General features: G+C 74.3%; 12 protein-coding genes. 10 read left to right on the top strand and 2 right to left on the bottom strand.

Annotation, left to right across the window (positions count from 1 at the left end; translation table 11 throughout):
* Positions 1 to 43: 43 nt before the first annotated feature.
* The 6 genes from ACFYYT_RS10975 to ACFYYT_RS10950 all read left to right on the top strand — a co-directional run bounded on the left by ACFYYT_RS10975 (position 44) and on the right by ACFYYT_RS10950 (position 12,852).
* The gene (locus tag ACFYYT_RS10975) at positions 44 to 2,791 is read left to right on the top strand and encodes a protein kinase (RefSeq protein ID WP_388607495.1); all 2,748 of its coding nucleotides are present in this window, start codon (positions 44 to 46) and stop codon (positions 2,789 to 2,791) included.
* A 92-nt stretch (positions 2,792 to 2,883) separates the two neighbouring features.
* The gene (locus ACFYYT_RS10970) at positions 2,884 to 5,562 is read left to right on the top strand and encodes a protein kinase (protein ID WP_351826783.1); all 2,679 of its coding nucleotides are present in this window, start codon (positions 2,884 to 2,886) and stop codon (positions 5,560 to 5,562) included.
* Between the two features lie 114 nt (positions 5,563 to 5,676).
* The gene (locus tag ACFYYT_RS10965; protein ID WP_351826784.1) at positions 5,677 to 7,350 is read left to right on the top strand and encodes a serine/threonine-protein kinase; all 1,674 of its coding nucleotides are present in this window, start codon (positions 5,677 to 5,679) and stop codon (positions 7,348 to 7,350) included.
* A 183-nt stretch (positions 7,351 to 7,533) separates the two neighbouring features.
* Entirely contained in the window at positions 7,534 to 9,165 is a 1,632-nt protein-coding gene (locus ACFYYT_RS10960) for a succinic semialdehyde dehydrogenase (RefSeq protein WP_351826785.1), read from the top strand.
* A gap of 10 nt (positions 9,166 to 9,175) precedes the next feature.
* Entirely contained in the window at positions 9,176 to 10,957 is a 1,782-nt protein-coding gene (locus ACFYYT_RS10955) for a GMC family oxidoreductase (RefSeq protein ID WP_351826786.1), read from the top strand.
* A gap of 167 nt (positions 10,958 to 11,124) precedes the next feature.
* Positions 11,125 to 12,852 (top strand): LPXTG cell wall anchor domain-containing protein, encoded by a 1,728-nt coding sequence (locus ACFYYT_RS10950; protein WP_351826787.1) that lies wholly within the window; start codon positions 11,125 to 11,127, stop codon positions 12,850 to 12,852.
* A 245-nt stretch (positions 12,853 to 13,097) separates the two neighbouring features.
* Here the strand turns inward: ACFYYT_RS10950 and ACFYYT_RS10945 are convergent, their stop codons facing one another.
* Positions 13,098 to 13,361 (bottom strand): chorismate mutase, encoded by a 264-nt coding sequence (locus tag ACFYYT_RS10945; RefSeq protein ID WP_351826788.1) that lies wholly within the window; start codon positions 13,359 to 13,361, stop codon positions 13,098 to 13,100.
* Positions 13,362 to 13,568: 207 nt separating this feature from the next.
* Entirely contained in the window at positions 13,569 to 13,760 is a 192-nt protein-coding gene (locus tag ACFYYT_RS10940; protein WP_351826789.1) for a hypothetical protein, read from the bottom strand.
* A 370-nt stretch (positions 13,761 to 14,130) separates the two neighbouring features.
* Between ACFYYT_RS10940 and ACFYYT_RS10935 the strand changes: the two genes are divergently transcribed.
* The 4 genes from ACFYYT_RS10935 (at position 14,131) to ACFYYT_RS10920 (ending at position 18,369) form a co-directional block, all read left to right on the top strand.
* A complete protein-coding gene (locus ACFYYT_RS10935) occupies positions 14,131 to 14,871 on the top strand; it encodes a DUF6879 family protein (RefSeq protein ID WP_351826790.1) in 741 nt (246 codons plus the stop codon).
* A gap of 19 nt (positions 14,872 to 14,890) precedes the next feature.
* Complete coding sequence (locus ACFYYT_RS10930) at positions 14,891 to 15,733, top strand: helix-turn-helix transcriptional regulator (RefSeq protein ID WP_351826791.1); 843 nt, start codon at positions 14,891 to 14,893, stop codon at positions 15,731 to 15,733.
* Between the two features lie 117 nt (positions 15,734 to 15,850).
* The gene (gene guaA / locus ACFYYT_RS10925) at positions 15,851 to 17,443 is read left to right on the top strand and encodes a glutamine-hydrolyzing GMP synthase (protein WP_351826792.1); all 1,593 of its coding nucleotides are present in this window, start codon (positions 15,851 to 15,853) and stop codon (positions 17,441 to 17,443) included.
* A 155-nt stretch (positions 17,444 to 17,598) separates the two neighbouring features.
* Positions 17,599 to 18,369 (top strand): class II aldolase/adducin family protein, encoded by a 771-nt coding sequence (locus ACFYYT_RS10920; RefSeq protein WP_351826793.1) that lies wholly within the window; start codon positions 17,599 to 17,601, stop codon positions 18,367 to 18,369.
* The last annotated feature ends 52 nt before the right edge of the window (positions 18,370 to 18,421 follow it).

Raw genomic sequence — 18,421 nt, 5'->3', positions numbered from 1 at the left:
GCCGGGGCAGCCGGGGCAGGCTGCACGAACGCAGAGGGGACGCATGTCGAAGCCGGAGCACACCGAATCGCCTGCCGGGGCGCCTGCCGGGTCGCCGGCGGCGGAACTGGACGGTGACGCGGCGGACGCGGCCGGGCAGGACGCCGCCCCCGGGGCCGGGAGGGTCCCGAAGGCGCGGTCTGCTGCGCGGGCTTCCGGTGCGCCGGACAACGCCGCTGACGGCGTGTCCGGCGACGCCGTCGAGCCGGCCGACTCCCCGGACCCGGCCAAGCCCGAGGCCGGAAAGCCTGCGGCCGCGAAGCCCGACGCCGAGAAGCGTGGGGCCGCCAAGCCCGACGCCGAGAAGCGTGGGGCCGCGGAGCCCGAGGCGGCGAAGCCTGCGGCCGCTGAGCCTGCGGCCGCGAAGGCTGGGGCTGCGAAGCCCGCGCCCGGGGAGCCCGGTGTGGCGGAGCCTGAGGACGAGAAGCCTGAGGCCGCGAAGCCTGAGGCCGCGGACCCTGGGGCTGCGAAGCCCGTGCCCGGGAAGGCTGGGGCCGCGAAGGCCGTGCCCGGGAAGGCTGGGGCTGCGAAGCCCGCGCCTGAGGAGCCCGGTGTGGCGGAGCCTGCGGCCGAGAAGCCTGGGGCTGCGGGATCTGAGGCTGCGAAGTCCGCGCCGGGAGAGCCTGAGGCCGCGAAGTCCGCGTCTGCGGAGGCTGCGCCCGGGAAGCCCGTGCCTGCGAAGGCTGGGGCCGCGAAGCCTGCGGCCGCGGAGCCTGTGGTCGGGAAGGCTGGAGCTGCGGAGCCCGTACCCGGTGTGGCGGAGCCCGAGGCCGTGAAGCCCGGGCCCCGGAAGTCTGCCGTTGCGACCGACGGCGGCTCGGCAGAGCCCGCGGACGGGCAGGACAAGGGGCGGCTGCTCGCCCGCCGGTACCGGCTCGGGGCTGTGCTCGGCAAGGGCGGCATGGGCACGGTCTGGCGCGCCGAGGACGAGGTCCTCGGCCGGACCGTCGCCGTCAAGGAACTCCGCTTCAGCACCGGCGTCGACGAAGACGAGAAGCGCCGCCTGATCACCCGCACCCTCCGCGAGGCCAAGGCCATCGCGCGGATCCGCAGCGAGGGCGCCGTCACCGTCTTCGACGTCGTCGACGAGGACGGCCGTCCCTGGATCGTGATGGAGCTCGTCGAGGGCGCCTCCCTCGCCGAGTTCATCCGGGAGAACGGCCCCCTGACCCCGCGCCGCGCCGCCGAGGTCGGCCTCGCCGTCCTCGACGTGCTCCGGGCCGCCCACCGCCAGGGGATCCTGCACCGCGACGTGAAACCGTCCAACGTGCTCATCGCCTCCAGCGGCCGCGTCGTCCTCACCGACTTCGGCATCGCGCAGGTCGAGGGCGACCCCTCCATCACCTCCACCGGCATGCTCGTCGGCGCCCCCTCGTACATCTCCCCCGAGCGCGCCCGCGGCCACAAGCCCGGCCCGCCCGCCGACATGTGGTCCCTCGGCGGGCTCCTGTACGCGGCCGTCGAGGGCGTGCCCCCGTACGACAAGGGCTCCGCGCTCGCCACCCTCACCGCGGTGATGACCGAACCGGTGGACCCGCCGAAGAACGCCGGTCCGCTCCTCACCGAGGTCATCTACGGGCTCCTCGTCAAGGACCCCGCCGGGCGGCTCGACGACGACGGCGCCCGGGCCATGCTCACGGCGGTGCTCAACGCCCCCGAGCCGGTGGTCGTGCCCGTCCCCGAGCCGGTACCGCCCGTGGAGGAGACCCGCCCGATATCGCTCACCAAGGCCGATGCCGAGGCCGACAAGGCCGCCGAGAAGGCGGCGAAGAAGGAACGCGAGCGGCGTGAGCGCGAGCAGCGCGAGCGGACCCGCGCCGCGCTGAAGTCGGCCCGCAAGGCCGCGGCCGCCGCCGAGGCCGCCTCGGCCGCCGAGGCCGCGCCGTCGCGGCCCTCGCCGGTGCCGGCCCCGCTCACCGACGTGATGGCGCGCCGGACCATCGCGCTCGCCATAGCCGGCGTGGTCGTGGTGCTGGCGGTGATCGCCTCGCTGATCGTGTACCTGGTCCGCGGCGACGACGACAACGGCGGCCGCAAGAACGAGGGCCGGGGCGGCCCCACCCCCGCCGCGTCCGGCGGCCGGTCCCCGGGCGGTCAGGCCCCCGCGGCCTCCCCCGCCAACTCCCCGGCCGCCTCCGCGGGTTCCTCGCCGGGCGCAACCCCGAGCGGAAGCCCGTCGGGCGCCGCCCCGAGCGGCGATCCCGGCCAGGGCCAGGGCCAAGGACAGGGACAGGGGCAGAACCAGGGGCAGGGCGGCCAGGGCCAGGGAGCCAGCCCCGGCGGCCCCGGCACCCTCCCCGCCGGGTACGCCACGGTCACCGACCTGCGGTACCACTTCTCGATGGCGATGCCCGAGGGCTACCACCAGACGGACACCGCGGGCTCCAACTCCGGCGCGATATACAGCCGCGACGGGGGCTTCCCGCGGATCCAGGTCGACTACACCGACACCCCGGGCTCCGACGCCCGCGCCGCCTGGCTGGAGATAGCCCCGGCCGTCGCGGCCAGCAGCAGCGGATACCGCCTCGTACGCCTGGAGACGGTGGACTACCGCGGCTACCCGACCGTCGCCGACTGGGAGTTCGAGCGGGAGCAGAAGGGCGTCAAGGTCCGGGTCCTCGACCGGGGCTTCCGGATGGACGCCAAGCACGGGTACGCCATCATGATCAGCTGCCCCGCCGACCAGTGGGAGGGCCCCGAGTGCACGCAGCTGCGTGACACGGCGTTCCAGACCTTCCAGTCGTTGGGCTGACGGCCCGCGCAAGGCCGGGACGCGGGCGCCCCGGGCGACGTATCGTGTCAGCGGGGCCACTTGGGGAACCCACCGCACTCGGGGGAGGCGATGTGGAGGAGTACGCGGGCCGGATCCTGGCCGAGCGCTACCGCCTGCCGTTGCCGCCCTCCGACGAGTACGAGCTGATAGAGACCCGCGCCTTCGACACGCGCAGCGGCCAGGAAGTCCTCGTACGGCAGATCCCGTTACCGGAGGTCGTCGACGCCGAGCTGCTCGACGGGACCCGTGCGCACGCCGCGGCGGCCGCGGAACTCCCGGCGGTGCGGCGGGCCATCGCCGCCGCGCAGGCCGCCGCCTCCGTCCCCGACCACCCCCGCCTCGACCAGGTCTTCGACGTGTTCGCGGAGGGGGAGGCGCTGTGGATAGTGAGCGAACTCGTCCCCGCCAGGCCGCTCGCCGCGCTCATCGCCGATGAACCGCTGAGCCCCTACCGGGCGGCGGAAGTGGCCTCGGACGTGCTCACCGCGCTGCGGGTGCTGCACGCGCACGGCTGGACGCACCGCAACATCACGGTCCGGACCGTGCTGATATGCGAGGACGGGCGGGTCGTCCTGACCGGGCTCGCGGCGGGCGCCGCCGAGGAGGCCCTGTGCGGGTACGACCCGGTGCCGGTGCCCGACGACGCGCCCCAGGGGAGCGCGGAGCCGGGCCCGGAGCCCGAGCGGGGCTGGGGCAACCCGCGGCCGGTGTCCCTGCCCCCGACGCCGCCGGCTCCGACGCCGGCTCCGGTTCCCCCGCCGCTGCCGCCCGCGCCCCGGGCCGACGCGCCCGTGTACGCGCCGCTCGTGGCGCCGGGTTACGACACCGGGCCGCGCTACTCCGACCACATCGTGCCGGAACCCGCGCGGCCGCCGGCGGAGCCGACCCCCGCCGCCGCCGACCGGGCCGACCGGGCCGACCGGGAAGCCACCGCCCGGGCGGGCATCATCGCCGCCTACCGGAGCGGAACCCGGGCCGCCGCCGCCGAGGTGGCGCGCGAGCGCGGCGCGCGCGGGCCGGTGGTGGTCCCGCGCCTGCCGCCGACCGGGGCCAACCTGCCGCAGGAGTACGCGTACCCGTACGGCGGTCCGGACACCGCCGCCGCCCCCTGGCACGGGGCCGCCCCCCGCCGCCCGGCGGAGCGGGAGCCGGACGGGATTCAGGACCCGGCACGGGTACCCGGCGCGGGGGCCCTGCCGCAGCCGGCCCCCGAGCCGGATCCCCAGGCGCGGGGGGAGCGGGCTCCGGGCCCGGAAGCCGACCGGTACGCCGCCCCGCGCCCGGAGCAGGAGTGGGCGGGAGAGCCCGGACCCGAGCCGGAGTGGGCGGCCGGGCCGGAGGAGGAGTGGGCCCCCGGCCCCGAACAGGAGTGGGCGCCCGGACCGGAGCCGGAGCCGGACCGGCCCGCGCTGCCCGCGCGGCTCGCCCTCCCGCAGGGGTACCGCCAGGCCGACCCGGCCGCGGCCGCCCCCGTACCCGTGGCCCCCGACCGGCCCCGCCCCGTCCCGGCGCCCGAGCCGCCCGGCGGCGCCTGGGGCGGCGGCGGCCCGCGCACCGGCCTCGACGCCGAACGGGCCCGGCAGACCCGGATGGCCGTCGTCGGCCCCGTCACCGAGCGCTGGGCCCCCGAGCAGGCCGGCCCCGTCCACGGCCACTGGCAGCTGGCCGCGCCCGTCGGCCCGGCCACCGACCTGTGGGCGCTCGGAGCCCTGCTGTACCGCGCCGTCCAGGGGCACGCCCCGTACCCCGAGGACAGCGTCGCCGAGCTCGTGGAGATGGTCTGCGCCGAGCCGCCCGCCTTCGCCGAGGAGTGCGGCCCGCTGCGCCCCGTCGTGGAGTCCCTGCTGCGCCAGGACCCCACCGAGCGGCCCGACTTCGAGGAGCTCCGCGGCTGGCTGCGCTCCCTCGTGCGCTCCGCGCCGGAGCCCGACGGGGGCTTCGCCGCGCTCCCGATGCCGGAGCCGGACCCGGCCCGGCTGCCCGTCGTCCGCCGGCGCGGCGACCTGCACGGGCGCCACCGCAACCCCGCCGCCCCGCGGCGGCCGCGCTCCCTCGGCCGGACCCTGCTGGTCGGCGTACTGGCCCTGCTGGCCGCCGCCGTGGCGTACGGGATGCTGTTCATGCCGCGTTCCGGCGGGAGCGCCGACGGGCAGGCCCAGCAGCCGACGGCCGCGCAGAGCCCGGCGGCGTCCGGTCCGGCCCAGAAGCCCCCGGGCGGCTCCCCCTCGCCGGGGTCGCCGTCCGCGAACCCCGGCGCGAGCCCGCAGTCCAAGCCCGCCTCCGCGCCGCCCGGCTCCGCCCCGGAGGGCTACACCCTGGAGCGGGACCCCGAGCACTTCACGGTCGCCGTGCCCCAGGGCTGGACCCGCCGGAGCATCAACGAGGCCGGTCAGGTCCGCTACGCCCAGGGCGCGTTCACCCTCACCGTGGTCCCCGGCCGGGACCGGGTGGAGGGCAACCCGGACCCCAAGGCGTACCAGCAGGACAAGGAGCCGGAGCTGTCCCCGTACCGCAACTCGACCTGGGCCGAGGCGGGCGACGTCAAGAGCACCACCGTCGGCGGCCAGCTGCGCGTCACCGGCCGCTACAGCTGGATCGACTCCACGGGCCGGTCCGTCCTCGCCCGCAATTTCGTCGTCGCCCTCGGCGGCAGTTACCACGTCGTCCTGGTGACCGGGCCGAAGGACGAGGAGGACAAGGTCACCGACGTCTTCGAGAAGGCCACGGCGAGTTACCAGGCGGGCGGCTGACTGGCCATCAGTACGGCGATTGCGTCACAGTGCTGTCTGACCGGCCCCGCCCGCTTCCGGCAGCGGCCGCAGGCTCCGTAATCTGACCCGGAGTGCACAGAGCGGCGGGAATTCGTGGAACAGCAGACAGGCGCGGGTGCGGTGCTCGCAGGCCGGTACCGGCTCGTGGAGCCCATCGGCAGCGGTGGCATGGGCAAGGTGTGGCGTGCGCACGACGAGCTGCTGCACCGGACCGTGGCGGTCAAGGAACTGACGGCGGGGCTGTACGTGGCCCAGGCCGACCGGGAGGTCCTGCACGCCCGGACCCAGAAGGAGGCCCGGGCCGCGGCCCGGATCCAGCACCCGGCGGTGGTCACCGTCCACGACGTGCTGGAGCACGACGACCGGCCGTGGATCGTCATGGAGTACATCGACGGTCCCTCCCTCGCGGAGGCCGCCAAGGCCGCCGGGCGCATCGAGCCCCGCGAGGCGGCCCGGATCGGGCTACACGTGCTGGGCGCGCTGCGCGCCGCGCACGCGGTCGGCGTGCTGCACCGGGACGTGAAGCCGGGCAACGTCCTGCTGGCCAAGGACGGCCGGGTGCTGCTCACGGACTTCGGGATCGCCGCGATCGAGGGCGATTCGTCCATCACGCGGACCGGTGAACTCGTCGGCTCCATCGACTACCTGGCCCCCGAGCGGGTGACGGGCGGTGCCCCCGACCCCTCCTCCGACCTGTGGTCCCTGGGCGCCACCCTCTACACGGCCGTCGAGGCCCGCTCGCCGTTCCGCCGTACGTCGCCCATCTCCAGCCTCCAGGCCGTGGTCAACGACGAGCCGCCCGTGCCGCGCCAGTCGGGTGCGCTGGGTCCGGTCATCACCGCCCTGTTGCGCAAGGATCCGGCGGAGCGGCCCTCGGCGTCCGAGGCCGAGCGGATGCTGATCGAGGCGATGGAGGGCCGCGAGCCCAAGGCGGCCCAGGCGTACGTGCCCACGCGCGCGGTCGGCGCCGAGGAGCTGCCGCCCGTGCAGTCCCCGCAGCCGGAGCCGCCCGCCGCCCCGGCCCCCGCGCCCGCCGCGACGACCGCCTTCGGCGAGCCCCGGCCCGTCCCGGACGGGCGTCCGGCCGGGCGTCTCAAGCGGGCCGCGGCCGTCGCGCTGGTGGCGGCGCTGCTCGGCGGCGGCGGGGTGTTCGGGGTGCTCACGTACCTCGACGGCAAGGGTGAGGGGGTCAAGGACGCCGGCTCCGCCGACAAGTCCGCCTCGACTCCCGACGGACCGGCCGCGGGCGGCGACGGCGGCGGCAGCGGTGGCAGCGGTGGCACCAAGGCCGGGACCGGGGAGGTGCCCGTGCCGGCCGGCTTCGTGAAGGCCGAGGACCCGGCGGGCTTCACGCTGTTCGTCCCGGCCGGCTGGAAGCGCCAGATGGACGGCAACCAGATCGACTACACCCCCGACAACGGCCGTCACCTGATCCGGATCGCCATCGACACCACCCCGGACTACGAGAACCCGTACGTGCACCTCCTGGACATGGAGAAGCAGCTCAAGGAGCGGATGGACTACAAGCGGGAGGCGCTGCGCCAGAACAGCTTCCGCGACACCACCCGCGCCGGGCTGTGGGACTTCTCCTGGACGGAGAAGGCGCCGCACGCCGGGCCGCGCCGGGCCATCGAGCAGATGTACGTCAGCCCGGACGACGTCGAGTACGCGGTGTACATGTCGGGCCCGGCGAACGAGTGGCCGAAGATCCGGCAGCAGTTCGACACGGTGCTCACCGGCTGGCAGCCCCCGGCGAAGAAGGGCTGACCGAGGGGGCGGGCGCGGGGGCGGCGGAAGCCGCCGGAGCGCCCGCCGGGGCGCTTCGGGGAGCCCCGCGGCGCCGGGATCGCGCCACACTCCGCCGATCGCGCCAGCGATCACTGGCAGACTTGGCAAAATCCGGTTACCCACGGGTACCCAAAGGCCCGCCGGCGGCATACGCTCACCGCCATGACGGACTCGCAGGCCCCCGACGCCCCCCTCCGCACCGCACCGCAGCCCACCAACCCCGTCGCACCGGTCCCGGCCGGCGCCCGCGGCGCCGCCGACGTGGTGACCCCCGAGCTGGTCACCCGGCTGACCCGCGGAGTGATCGGCTCGGGCCGGACCGCCAACCACACCCCCTTCACCGGGGACGTGCTGGCGGAGCTCCCCGAGGCCACCCCCGAGGACGTGGCCACCGCCTTCACCCGCGCCCGCGCCGCCCAGTCCGCCTGGGCGGCGGTGCCCGTACGCCGCCGCGCGGCCGTCCTGCTGCGCTTCCACGACCTGGTCCTGGCCCGCCAGTCCGAGGTCCTCGACCTCATCCAGCTGGAGACCGGCAAGGCCCGCCTGCACGCCCACGAAGAGGTCCAGGCCGTCGCCGTCGCCGCCCGCCACTACGGCCGCAAGGCGCCCTCGTACCTGCGCCCCAAGGGCCACACGGGCGCCATGCCGACCCTCACCAAGGTCACCGAACTGCGCCAGCCGCGCGGCGTCGTCGGCCAGATCGCCCCCTGGAACTACCCCCTCGAACTGTCCGTCGGCGACGCCCTGCCCGCCTTCGTCTCGGGCAACGCCGTCGTCATGAAGCCGGACACCGAGACCGCGCTGACCGCCCTGTGGGCCCGGGACCTGCTGATCGAGGCCGGACTGCCCGCCGAGGTCTTCCAGGTCGTCCTCGGCGAGGGCCCGGTCGTCGGCCCCGAGGTGGTCCGGCACGCCGACTACGTCTCCTTCACCGGCTCCACCCGTACCGGCCGCGAGGTCGCCCAGGGCGCGGCGGCCCGGCTGGTCGGGGTCTCCCTCGAACTCGGCGGCAAGAACGCCATGCTCGTCCTCGCCGACGCCGACGTGGAGAAGGCCGCCGCGGGCGCCGTCCGCGCCTGCTTCTCCTCCGCGGGCCAGCTCTGCATCTCCATCGAGCGGCTCTACGTCCACGCCTCGATCGCCGACGCCTTCGTCGAGCGGTTCGCCGCCCGCACCAGGGCCATGCGGCTCGGCCACGCCCTCGCGTACGGGGCGGACATGGGCTCGCTCGTCGGGACGCGCCAGCTGGAGACCGTACAGCGGCACGTGGAGGAGGCCGTCGCCAAGGGCGCCACCCTCGTCGCCGGCGGCACCGCCCGCCCCGACATCGGCCCCCTCTTCTACGAACCCACCATCCTCGACGGGGTCGAGGCCCCGATGGCCGTCTGCGCCGAGGAGACCTTCGGCCCGGTCGTCTCCGTCTACCGGTTCACCGACGAGGACGAGGTCATCGCCCGGGCCAACGCCACCCCCTACGGCCTCAACTCCAGCGTCTGGACCAAGGACGCGCGGCGCGGCCACGCCGTCGCCGCCCGCCTGCGCACCGGCACCGTCAACATCAACGACGGTTACGCCCCCGCCTACGGCAGCGCCCAGGCCCCGATGGGCGGCATGAAGGACTCCGGCCTCGGCCGCCGCCACGGCTCCGAGGGGATCCTCAAGTACACCGAGGCGCAGACCGTGGCCCACCAGCGGCTGCTGCCGATGGCGCCCTCGCTGGGCATGGACGACGCGAAGTACGCGGAGTTCATGACCCGCAGCCTCAAGGTCATGAAGGCCCTCCGCTTCCGTTAGGAGCACGCCCGTGTCGTACGACTACGACGTCATCGTCATCGGATCGGGCTTCGGGGGGTCCGTCTCGGCGCTGCGGCTCACCGAGAAGGGCTACCGGGTGGGCGTCCTGGAGGCAGGGCGCCGCTTCACCCGCGAGAGCCTGCCCAAGAACAGCTGGGACCTGCGCAACTACCTGTGGGCGCCGGCCCTCGGGCTGTACGGCCTCCAGCGCATCCACCTGCTCGGCAACGTGATGGTCCTCGCGGGCGCCGGGGTGGGCGGCGGCTCGCTCAACTACGCCAACACCCTGTACGTCCCGCCCGCCGCCTTCTTCGAGGACCGCCAGTGGGCGTCCATCACCGACTGGCGCGAGGAACTCGCCCCGTACTACGAGCAGGCCAAGCGGATGCTCGGCGTACGGCTGAACCCGACGCTCACCCCCTCCGACGTCCACCTCAAGGCGGCCGCCGAGAAGATGGGCGTGGGCGGCTCCTTCCACATGGCGCCGGTCGGCGTGTTCTTCGGCGACGGCGAGGACGCCGGCGGAGCCGCGCCGACGGGACCGGGACGGGAGGTCCCCGACCCGTACTTCGGCGGGGCCGGGCCCGCCCGTACGGGGTGCACCGAGTGCGGGGAGTGCATGACGGGCTGCCGCCACGGGGCCAAGAACACCCTGAACGAGAACTACCTGCACCTCGCCGAGCGGGCGGGCGCCGTCATCCACCCCATGACCACGGTCACCGCCCTCTCCGACCATCCGGAGGGCGGCTACCGGGTCCGCACCGCGCCCACCGACCACCGCCGCACGGGCCGGGCCAAGGTGCTGCGCGCCCGGTACGTGGTCGTCGCGGCGGGCACCTATGGCACCCAGACCCTGCTGCACACCATGAAGGACCGGGGCGAACTGCCCCGCCTCTCGGAGCGGCTCGGCGAGCTGACCCGCACCAACTCCGAGGGGCTGGTGGGCGCCCAGACCGACGACCGCCGCTACCGCGAGCGCCACGGGCAGGGCAGCCGGGCGGACTTCACGCGGGGCGTGGCCATCACCTCCTCGGTGCACCCCGACGCCGACACCCACATCGAGCCCGTCCGTTACGGCAAGGGCTCCAACGCCATGGGGTTCCTGACCGTCCTCCAGGTGCCCTACTCCCGCCACCGGGTCCGCGCCTGGTTCGCCCGCACCGCGCGGCACCCCGTACAGCTGGCCCGTTCGCTGTCCAACCGGCGCTGGTCGGAGCGGACCATCATCGGCCTGGTGATGCAGTCCCTGGACAACTCCCTGACGACGTACCGCAAGCCCGGCGGCCTGGGCAAGGGGCTGCTGACCGCCCGCCAGGGCCACGGCGCGCCCAACCCGGTGCAGATCGAGGAGGCCACCCGGGCCGCGACCCTGCTCGCCGAGGAGATCAACGGCTTCCCCGGCAGCAACGTCGGCGAGCTGATGGGCACGCCGCTGACCGCGCACTTCCTCGGTGGCTGCCCGATCGGCGCCTCGCCGCGGGAGGGGGTGGTGGATCCGTACCACCGGCTCTACGGGCACCCGGGCATCTCGGTCGTCGACGGCTCGGCGGTCTCCGCGAACCTCGGGGTCAACCCGTCGCTGACGATCACGGCGCAGGCCGAGCGGGCGATGTCCTACTGGCCGAACAACGGCGAGGAGGACCCGCGGCCCGAGCAAGGGGCGGCGTACGTCCGTCTCCCGGCGGTGGAACCGGTCCGTCCGGCCGTGCCCAAGGAAGCCTTCGGTGCGCTGCGGCTGCCCTTCTTGGCCGTTCCCGCCGTGCCTCCGAGGCAACCGGAACCGGATCACTGACCGCGGTGAGTACCGCGCTCCCCCTCCGAGCGCGGTACTCACCGCGGTACAAGAGAGGACAGGCGGTCGCCGAAGAAGGTTGTACCGGAATCTTTGGGCCGGGTCTGTGGTGTCGGTCACAGGGCCAAGGGCGCAACTGTGGCCGGGGTCCGGTGGTCACAGGGTGCATGAGACAGCGCATCTCCCTGCTGGCCGCCTGCGGCCTGGTCGCCGCGGGGCTGGCCACCGCCCCCGCGCAGGCCGCGGAACCCCTCGTCCCGCCGGCGGCCCCGGCCGCGGACCCCGTCCTGACCCTGGCGGCCCCGGCCGCCCTCGCCCTTCCGCCGCATCCGGCCGACGGCTCGCCGAAGCCGGTGGCCCTGGCCGTCCGGCTGGAGCAGCCGGCCGGCGCCGCCGCCTTCACCGGCCCCGTCACCTTCACCGTCGACCTGGCCAAGGCCGCCGGGGTGGCCACCGTCCGCGAGGTGCCCGCCGCCGGTGCCACGGCGCCCCGGTGCACGGCCGTCGCGAGCACGCTCGTCTGCAAGGACGAGGCCCCGCGCGCGGGCTCCCCGCGCGGCATCGACCTGGAGGTGGCCGCCGCGAAGGGGGCGGCCGAGGGGAAGTCCGGCGAGATCAGGGTGAGCGGCGCCGCGGCCGGGGCCACCGTCACGTCCGCGGTCACCTCGGTCACGGTCGGCGGCCCCGACCTGGTGATGGAGGAGATGCGGCTCAAGCGGGATCCCAAGCCGGGGGAGAGCCAGCCGCTGCCCCTCGCGTTCGCCAACCGCGGCGGGCAGTCGGCGCGGGGCGTGGTCCTGGAGCTGGAGGCCAGCCACGGCCTGGAGTTCGGCGAGCGCTACGACAACTGCACGTACCGCACCACCAGCACCACCACCACCGCGCTCTGCACGGTCGAGGGGGAGTTCAAGGCGGGCGAGAGCTACGAGCTGGCCGGTGACAGCCCCCTGCACCTGAAGGCCGCCGCGCACGCCCGCGCGGAGCTGCTCGGCTACGGCATCTACCCGGCGGCGGCCCCTGCGGCGCAGGCGGGCGCGAACGCGGGCGCCGACGCGAAGCCGCAGCCGGGCGACCCGGCGGCGAAGGATCCCGCGGCGAAGGATCCGGCCGGGAAGGGCCCGGCCGGTGGCCGCAAGCTCACCGCGAAGAAGCGTGCGGCGGCGCTGACCCCGGCCCTGCGCGGCCCGGACCTCAACCCCGCCGACAACCGGCGCGAGGCCGACTTCGCCGTCACCAACACCGCCGACCTGGCGGCCGACGCCCTCGTCGTGAAGGGGAAGGCGGGTGCCACCGCCAAGGCCGTCGTCTCGGTGCGCAACCAGGGCCCGGCCTGGGTCTTCGAGCCCCGCTCCACCGCCCCGGCGGCCGTCGTCGACGTGGTGCTCCCGCCCGGTCTCAAGGTGCTGACGGCCCCCGCGGCCTGCCGGTCCACCGGGGTCGACTCCGCTCCCCGCTACCTCTGCGCCACCGGTACCTCGCTGCCGGAGACCGCGAAGGCCGAGTTCCCCTTCGAGGTGCGGATCGACAAGGCCGTCCCGGACGCCCGGGGCGCGATCACCGTCGGCCGCCCCGGCCCCGGCGGCGAAGTGCAGCGGCACCCCTTCGACCCGGTACTGGCCAACAACCAGGCCGCGTTCACGGTGAACCCCACCGGTCCGGCCCCGAGCCCCTCGGGCACGCCGACGCCGAGCGGTTCCCCCTCCCCGTCCGCCTCCGCCTCGGCCTCGCCGTCGGCCGGCGCGAGCGGCGGCGCCTCGGCCGCGGGCAACTCCACCTCGCGCGGCCCGCTCGCCTCCACCGGCAGCACCGCGGGCCCGCTCGGCCTGGCGGGGGCCGCGCTGGTCCTCGTCGGAGGCGGGCTGTACGTGGCCTTCCGCCGGCGCCGCACGGCGTAGGAACGCGGAACGGCCGGCCCGGGGCGTCCCCCGGGCCGGCCGTCCTCATGGGTGACCGGGCTGCTGTCCCCTGCCGTCCGGTCACGGCGGAGCGAGGTCCCACGACGCACGCCCTCGGGCGTCACGTCTCATCGCTCCTGTGGAGTCACGCGTGGTGGTGCGAACCGCACCTGGCTGACGCGGACTACCCCGAGAACGAAGCCCCCGCGCGGCCGGTCACGGTCCGGAAGGGTGACGAACACCCGTCAGACGCGGCCGCGGCACAGCTCCAGCAGGGTCATCGCGAGGGCGGTGCCGGGCTTGCCGAGGGCGTCGCTCCAGTGCGCGAGCACCTCCATCTCGCGCGAGAGGTGCACCCGGCGCCCGCCCGAGGTGATCCGGGCGTCCTGGATGACGGCCGAGACGGCCATCCGTTCCTGGATCAGACCGATGATCCGGTCGTCGAGCGCGTCGATCCGCTCGCGGCTGGCGGCGATGAGCTGCTCGGGGGTGGTGGCGATGGTGGTCATGTCGTGTCTCCTGGGGGATGGGGCCCGCAGGACGGAGGCACACGCAGAAGCGCCCCGGTCCTGTCGGACCGGGGCGCTCTGGGAAGTCAGCGGCTCAAGCGAGCATCACACGGACCCATGGCGACCGGACCGACCGGTGCCATAGGTAAAGAGGAAGCTCAGCTGCTTGCGCATGGACGGATTATTACCCTCCGCCCCGGCCCCCGGTCAACCGGGCCCACATCCTGAGACGACCCGCGCGTGGTCGCTCCGCACCCGCCGGAACACCTCGTGCCCGCTGCGCCGCGCGTGCCGCAGCGCCCACTCCTCCGCCGCGTCCTCCTCGTCCTGCGGCCCGGAGTCCGCGGGGCAGCAGTACGCCCGGCAGAACACCTCGTAGACGACCCCGCCCTCGGGCACGCGCCTCAACACCGCCCCCGCCCCCGATGCGCCACGATCTCCACGTTGCAGTCCGACACCGCCGAACGGTCCCCCCGCCGATACGCCTCCCGCCGCTCCCGGACGAGCGCCGCACACACGTCACACCCCGGAGTCGGTCTGGGTGCGTCGGTGGGGAGGCGGAGGTGGACGGGCGGGCTCATGGTGGTCTGAGGTGCCATGAACTGGACGTTAGGGACGAAGAGTTGAGGGACGCGAGGGATCATTCGCGATTATGCTCGGGGAGCCCGAGGGTATGCCCTGAAATTCTCACCAGGAGGCCTGAGAGCCGTAGCAGCGGGTGCGCGTACTGCTCGATGCTGGGCGCACCGGCTACGAGAGGGGAAACGCCATGGCGCGTCGACTGCGATTCAACGGCACGGGCAGTGGGGTCAACGGGTGCCCGGCGGTGCACGAGGACCTGGACAGCGGTGAGGTCATCGTCCACGGACCACCGCTCACCGACCCTGAGGACATCGCCCAGCTCAAGCATCTGTCGCCCGGAGAAGTCCCCGTCGTGGTTCCGCGGGAGCTGCTCGTCGACTTCGGACCCAAGGAGGCCGATCGCGTGCCCCGCATCATCGGCCTGGACGAGTTCGACCGGCTGTTCACGAGGTTCGAGCACGTGACGTGGCGGCTGGAGACGCGTCGCCGCTACGCATCGGACGAAGCCACCGAAACCTACGCGCAGTTCACCAGGGGCGAGCCCGTGAACTGGGAGGGGGCGAACCCGGAGTGGTGCGCAGAGCGCCGCGAACAGGTCGCGCTCGGAAAGCGGTTCGAGCGCGTCCGCATCGTTGACGAACCGGCCACGCCCGGGCAGCTCTACCTGCTCAACAACGCCCGCCGCAACAGCGCCCTGGGCGAGGACATCCGCGTCCTCCGGCGCAGCGACGCCGAGCGGCTGCGCCTGCCCGAGGAGGACTTCTGGATCCTCGACTCGCGGACCGTCGCGCTGCTGAACTTCGACGCCGACGACAATTTCGTGGACGTCGAGCTCATCACGGAGCCCGCCGAGGTGCTGCGCTATGCCCAAGTGCGCGATGCGGCCTCGCACTACGCTGTGCCGTACGAGGCGTTCGAGCCCAAGTAGCGGCAATGAGCGGGTACCGGTGAGCACGGACTATCAGCAGGCACGCGAGGCGCTCGGCATACGGCTGCGCGAGTTGCGTCTCGCGGCCGCTGGTGGCCGGCTCACCGGTGCGGCGCTGGCCGGTCGCCTCGGCTGGGCCCAGCCCAAGGTGAGCAAGCTGGAGAACGGCAGGCAGACCGCGACCCCCGAGGATCTGCGGGCATGGGCCGAGGGGACCGGGCAGCCCGAGGCGTACGACGAGCTGCTCGCACGGTTGCGGGGCTTCGAAAGCCACATCCGGTCCTGGCGGCGCCAGCTCGGGGCGGGGCACAAAGCGGTCCAGGACACGCACCTCGCCGCTCACGCCGATGCGGCCGTGCTTCGCGGGTGGGAGCCGGCCATGGTCATGGGGATCCTGCAGACGCCCGACTACGCGCGCTGCATCTTCACCCGGTACGCCGAGCTGCAACGCTCCCCACGGGACGCCGACGAAGCCGTCCGCTCGCGGATGCGGCGGCAGGAGGCGCTCTACGATCCCGGGAAGCGGTTCCACCTGCTGATGTGGGAGGCCGCGCTGCACGCGCGGGTGTGCCCGCCCGCCGTGCTCGCGGCGCAGCTCGACCGGCTGGTCGGGGTGGTCGGTCTCGATACTGTCGAGCTGGGGATCGTGCCGTTCTCGGCGGCGCTGAGGATCCCGCCCGCCACCGGGTTCTGGATCTACGACGACCGGCAGGTGATCGTGGAGACCTGGCACGCCGAGCTGTGGCTGGACGACGCGGACAGCGTGGCGACCCACCTCCGGGTCTGGGACACGCTCCGCGAGTCCGCCGTGTACGGGGCCGACGCCCAGCGGGTGATCGGGCGGGCGCGGCAGGCGCTGTGAGCGGGGCGTCGCGGGGCGTCACCGTGGCGGGGGACTCGGATGGTGCGACAAAACGGGGGGTGGTGCCACCGGTAGAATCGACAAAACAGCCACCCTCTTCCGCCGGAAGGCCGCCCCGTGCCAGAAGCACCCTCCGCCGCCCACGACAGCGCCCCGGACACGGTTCTCGTCGTCGACTTCGGCGCTCAGTACGCCCAGCTCATCGCCCGCCGCGTCCGCGAGGCCCGGGTCTACAGCGAGATCGTGCCCAGCACGATGCCCGTGGCCGAGATGCTCGCCAAGGACCCCAAGGCGATCATCCTCTCCGGCGGACCGTCCTCCGTGTACGAAGAGGGTGCCCCGCGCCTGGACGACTCCCGTGCCCTGTTCGAGGCCGGCGTCCCGGTGTTCGGCATGTGCTACGGCTTCCAGCTGATGGCGACCACCCTCGGCGGCACCGTCGACAACTCCGGCGCGCGCGAGTACGGCCGTACCCCGCTGGCCGTCTCCAAGGCCGGCTCCACGCTGTTCGAGGGCACGCCCACGAGCCAGTCGGTGTGGATGTCGCACGGTGACGCCTGCTCCGCCGCCCCGGAGGGCTTCAGCGTCACCGCGTCGACGGACGTCGTCCCGGTCGCGGCCTTCGAGAACGACGAGAAGCGGCTGTACGGGGTCCAGTACCACCCCGAGGTCATGCACTCCACGCACGGCCAGCAGGTTCTGGAGCACTTCCTCTACCGGGGCGCGGGCCTGTCCCCGTCCTGGACGACCGGCAACATCGTCGAGGAGCAGATCGCGGCGATCCGCGAGCAGGTCGGCGACAAGCGCGCCATCTGCGGCCTGTCCGGCGGCGTGGACTCGGCGGTCGCCGCGGCCCTCGTGCAGAAGGCCATCGGCTCCCAGCTGACCTGCGTGTACGTCGACCACGGCCTGATGCGCAAGGGTGAGACCGAGCAGGTCGAGAAGGACTTCGTGGCCGCCACCGGCGTCCAGCTGAAGGTCGTCGACGCGCAGGAGCGCTTCCTGAACGCGCTCGCCGGCGTCTCCGACCCGGAGACCAAGCGCAAGATCATCGGCCGCGAGTTCATCCGCGTCTTCGAGCAGGCCCAGCTGGAGATCCTCCAGGAGGACGGCCCGGCGGTCGCCTTCCTCGTGCAGGGCACCCTCTACCCGGACGTCGTCGAGTCCGGCGGCGGCACCGGCACGGCCAACATCAAGTCCCACCACAACGTGGGCGGCCTGCCCGACGACATCGAGTTCGAGCTCGTCGAGCCGCTGCGCCAGCTGTTCAAGGACGAGGTCCGGATGGTCGGCCAGGAGCTCGGCCTGCCCGAGGAGATCGTCCAGCGCCAGCCGTTCCCCGGCCCCGGCCTCGGCATCCGCATCGTCGGCGAGGTCACCAAGGAGCGCCTGGACCTGCTGCGCGAGGCCGACGCCATCGCCCGCCACGAGCTGACCGCCGCCGGCCTGGACCGGGAGATCTGGCAGTGCCCGGTCGTGCTGCTCGCCGACGTCCGCAGCGTGGGCGTCCAGGGTGACGGCCGCACCTACGGCCACCCGATCGTGCTGCGCCCCGTCTCCTCCGAGGACGCCATGACGGCGGACTGGACGCGCCTGCCGTACGAGGTCCTGGCGAAGATCTCCACCCGGATCACCAACGAGGTGCCGGACGTGAACCGCGTGGTCCTGGACTGCACGAGCAAGCCCCCGGGCACCATCGAGTGGGAGTAGGGCTCCCGCCCCCGGCCCCACGTGCCTGACGGAGCCGCCGTTCCCCTCCGGGGAGCGGCGGCTCCGTCGCGTGTATGGCCTCTTCGGGCGGGCGCCGGTACCTTGCGCCGCGAGCGACCCCGAGACGAGCGACCCCGAGACGAAGGAGGGGCCCCGTGGCCGAGCGGCCCGTACCCGTGCCCGCGGAGCGGCTCGGCTTCGCGATGCCGCCCGTCTTCGCCACGGCCGGTGAGACCCGGGCGCACCGCAGGGAGCGGCTCGCCGAGGGGCTGCGGCTGCTGGGGCGGCTGGGGTACGAGGACGGGGTGGCCGGGCAGGTCTCCGTACGCGACCCGGAGTTCGAGGACTGCTACTGGGTGAACCCCTTCGGGCGGGCGTTCGGCGCGCTCACCCCCGAGGACCTGCTGCTGGTCGACGGGGAGGGCCGGGTGCTGGAGGGGGAGCGGCGCGTGAACCAGCTGGCCTTCGCCGTGCACGCGGCCGTCCACCGCGAGCGGCCCGGGGTGGTGGCCGTCGTGCGCACCCAGGGCCCGTACGGCAGGGCGCTGGCCTGCCTCGGCGAACTGCTGGCCCCGGTCACGGAGGAGGCCTGCGCCTTCTACGAGGACCACGCGCTGCTGGACGAGTTCGCCGAGGCGCAGGACCCGGCGCGGATCGGGCGCGCGCTGGGCCCGTACAAGGCGCTGATCCTGCGCAACCGGGGCCTGCTGACGGTCGGGGACTCGGTGGAGGCGGCGCTGTGGTGGTTCCTGGCGGCGGAGCGGGCCGCGCAGGTGCAGCTGATCGCGCGGGCGGCGGGGAAGCCGGTGCCCATCGACCACCGCAGCGCGGTCGCCACCCGCGGGCGGTTCGGCTCGGATCTGGCCGCCTGGGTGAGCTACCAGCCGCTGCGGGAGGCACCCGGAGGGGTGACGTCAACATCATGAACGGTTAATCACCTGCTCTGACATCGTGCGCAATCCGGAGCACTGCCGCAGT

It is taken from the genome of Streptomyces sp. NPDC002032, from assembly GCF_042890765.1.
Classification (GTDB): Bacteria; Actinomycetota; Actinomycetes; order Streptomycetales; family Streptomycetaceae; genus Streptomyces.
The sequence above is the reverse complement of the archived record's forward strand: the minus strand, read 5'-3'. Positions and strand labels throughout refer to the sequence as shown.

Excerpts from the sequence above, each read along its gene's own strand:
- ACFYYT_RS10975 (WP_388607495.1), top strand. The coding sequence starts at position 44 with ATGTCGAAGCCGGAGCACACCGAATCGCCTGCCGGGGCGCCTGCCGGG.
- ACFYYT_RS10960 (WP_351826785.1), top strand. The coding sequence starts at position 7,534 with ATGACGGACTCGCAGGCCCCCGACGCCCCCCTCCGCACCGCACCGCAG.
- ACFYYT_RS10950 (WP_351826787.1), top strand. The coding sequence starts at position 11,125 with ATGAGACAGCGCATCTCCCTGCTGGCCGCCTGCGGCCTGGTCGCCGCG.
- ACFYYT_RS10945 (WP_351826788.1), bottom strand. The coding sequence starts at position 13,361 with ATGACCACCATCGCCACCACCCCCGAGCAGCTCATCGCCGCCAGCCGC.
- ACFYYT_RS10935 (WP_351826790.1), top strand. The coding sequence starts at position 14,131 with ATGGCGCGTCGACTGCGATTCAACGGCACGGGCAGTGGGGTCAACGGG.